This is a genomic window from Fretibacterium sp., assembly GCF_057312375.1.
Genome location: NZ_DBHLDX010000113.1, coordinates 1 through 2,988, shown reverse-complemented (window position 1 = coordinate 2,988; position 2,988 = coordinate 1). Strand labels below are relative to the sequence as shown.

The 2,988-nt window shown below is 63.5% G+C and carries 3 protein-coding genes; all 3 read left to right on the top strand.

The genetic code is table 11. The annotated features are described in order from the left end of the window. Positions 1-25 precede the first annotated feature (25 nt). The 3 genes from rpmF to ACO41U_RS10205 all read left to right on the top strand — a co-directional run bounded on the left by rpmF (position 26) and on the right by ACO41U_RS10205 (position 2,982). Positions 26-226, top strand: a complete 201-nt coding sequence (rpmF, locus tag ACO41U_RS10215; RefSeq protein WP_015556570.1) for a 50S ribosomal protein L32 — start codon at positions 26-28, stop codon at positions 224-226. 114 nt (positions 227-340) lie between these two features. Then, complete coding sequence (gene htpG, locus ACO41U_RS10210; RefSeq protein ID WP_485943712.1) at positions 341-2,221, top strand: molecular chaperone HtpG; 1,881 nt, start codon at positions 341-343, stop codon at positions 2,219-2,221. Positions 2,222-2,394: 173 nt separating this feature from the next. Next, positions 2,395-2,982, top strand: coding sequence for a hypothetical protein (locus tag ACO41U_RS10205; RefSeq protein ID WP_485943710.1), 588 nt, complete (start codon positions 2,395-2,397; stop codon positions 2,980-2,982). Positions 2,983-2,988: the final 6 nt, after the last annotated feature.

Here is a 2,988-nt window from a genome sequence, read left to right as displayed (position 1 = left end):
TATTGGTCGCTTAGGAGGTAGTAACATGGCAACACCGAAGAGAAAGACATCCCACTCCCGCACGGCACAGCGCAAGGCCCAGTGGCTTGGCGCGCTCTCCGCGCCGGAGTTCCAGAGCTGCCCCCGCTGTGGGGAGAAGGTGCAGGCCTACCGCGCCTGCGCGGCCTGCGGCTACTATCGCGGGCGCAAGGTCCTGACCGTGGGGGAGGAAGAGGCGGCCAACTAGTTCACGTTTGTGCCGAAGTGCTTTGCAGTGAGACGCCGAGGGCAGATTGTCCTCGGCTTTGTGATTTATGGGGGCACGGCGGTTGACGCCCTGCCCCGGAGGGGACGGTCGTACATGGCTGAGGAGACGTTTCAATTTCAATCGGAGGCCGCCGAGCTTTTGAGGATGATGATCCACTCGGTCTACTCCAACCGGGATATCTTCCTGCGCGAGCTGATCTCGAACGCATCCGACGCGCTCGACAAGCGGCGCATCGAGCGGCTGAAGGACAGCGAGCTGGCGGACTTCAAGGGCGAGATCCGCGTGAGCCTGGATAGGGAGAAGCGCACCCTGACCGTGGCGGATAACGGCATCGGGATGACCCGCGACGAGGTGGTCCGCTACCTGGGGACGATCGCAAAGTCCGGAACGCGCGAGTTCCTGGCAGCGGCGAAGGAGGACACGGCCGCGGGGGAGCGGATGATTGGACAGTTCGGGGTGGGCTTCTACTCCGCCTTCATGGCGGCGGACCGCGTTGAGGTCGTGACGCGCAAGCTGGGCGAGGCAACCGCCTGCCGGTTCAACTCCGCCGGGGAAGGGGAGTTCACGGTGGCGGACGCCAGCCGCGACGAGTGCGGGACGTCCGTGACGCTCTGGCTGCGCCCGGTGAAGGAGGGCGAGAAGGACTACTCCGAGGAGTGGACGGTCCGCGACGTCATCAGGCAGTACTCGGACTTCATCGCCTGGCCCGTCGTGATGCCGGTCGTGCGGAAAAAGGACGGAAAAGAGACCGTCGAGGACGAGGTCCTGAACTCCCAAAAGGCGATCTGGCGTCGGGAGGAGGGCGAGGTTACGGAGGAGGAGTACCGCGAATTCTACCGCCACCTGACCCACGACTGGAAGGAGCCGCTGGCGCACATGCGCCTGAACGCGGAGGGGGCCACCAGCTTCAAGGGGCTGCTCTTCGTTCCGGCGGAGGCCCCGCTGGACCTCTTTATGAACCCGAAGGCCGGGGGAATCAGCCTTTACATCAATCGGGTCTTTATCATGAACGACTGTCAGGCGCTGATCCCGGAGTACATGCGCTTCATGAGGGGCGTCGTGGACTCGGACGACCTCCCCCTGAACATCTCGCGCGAGATCCTTCAGGAGGACCCCATCACCCGCATCATCCGTCGCAGCACGCAGCGAAAGGTGTTCAGCGAGCTGAAGAAGATGCTTGAGGGCGACCGGGAGAAGTACGAGAGGTTCTGGAACGCCTTTGGCCGCATCCTGAAAGAAGGCGTCATCCAGGACCGCGAGCACGCGGCGACGATCCTGGACCTGGCGCTCTTCCACACCACGGCCCAGGAGGGCGCGACGACGCTTGAGGAGTACCGGAAGCGCATGCAGCCGGAGCAGAAGGGGATCTACTGCCTCACCGGGCGCAGCCTTTCGGCGCTGAAGGCCTCCCCCAAGCTGGAGCCCTTCGCCGCGAAGGGCCTTGAGGTCCTCCTGATGACGGACCCCGTCGATGAGGTCATCCTTGCGGAGGGACCTGAGGCGGACTCGATAAAGCTCCTGAACGCCGGCCTTGACTCCGATGTACCGGAGAGCGGCGAGGAGAAGGAGCGACGCGAAGAGGAGCTCAAGGGGATGGAGGCCGACTTTGCGCCCTTGAGGGAGCAGGCGATGGCGGCGATGTCCGACCGGCTTCAGGAGGTGCGCCCCTCCCTGAGCTTGACGAGCTCCCCCGCGTGCCTTCGGGATGCGAACGGGCTCTCGTTTCAGATGGAGCAGCTCATGCGCGCCATGGGGCAGACCCCTCCGGCGCAGAAGCGGGTCCTTGAGCTGAACGTCGGCCATCCGCTGATCAAGCGCCTGATGGAGCTGGCGAAGCAGAAGGCCCCGGAAACTTCCGACCTCCTCTCCATCCTCTACGACCAGTCCCTGATCCTGGAGGGGGCGCCGGTGGAGGACCCCGCGTCGTTCGTCAGGAGGGTCAACGAGGTCATGGCCCGCCAGCTCAAAGCGTAGAGCGACCTCTGGAGCCGCCGTAGCCTGCGGATTGGGGAATCTTTTCCCCTGTTTTTCGTTTTTCTGGTATACTTCAACGGGCGGTGTGGAGCGGCTTCATGCCGCTAACGTCGCGCTGACACGAGATAAGCGCCCTGCAAGGCGGTCGGAATACGGGGCTGGGACACACGGGGGTGGACATCATCAAGAAGCAGGATAAAGGTGCGCTTGACGCCGCAGGCGCTGAAAAGGAAACGCGGAAGCAGACAAAGGCTGGAGCGTCGGCCTCGACGCGGAAGCGGACGAAGGCGCCAAAGCCGGAGGCGGCCGCTCCTGACGAACAGGCTCTAGAGAAAAAGGACGATTTCACCCTCCAGTACGACGTGAGCTCCAGGGAGCGCTACGTGGACTCCACGTCACAGAAGACCGACTTCGACAGGATGCTGGATGAGCTCTCGCGGATCAGCAAGGATATGCTGAGCTGGGAGGTCGAGAAGTTCACGAGCAAGTACCAGGGCGAGGGGGACGAGGCCGCTGCCACGGCCAGGAAGTTCGAGGCATTTCTGGGCGGCTTTATCACCAACGCGGCGGTGGAGCTCTACGATCGGGGCTATCGGGACGCCGCATTCCAAAGCCTGGAGCAGGCGTTGAAGGTCCTCGACACCAAGAGGAAGCTGGAGATCGAGGTGGAGTCCATCAAGGCGCGCAACGAGGAGGACAGCGTGGACCTCTCGGACATGCTGGGGCTCTTTGGAGGCGACGATTCCGGGGACGGGAATTAGGGAAAC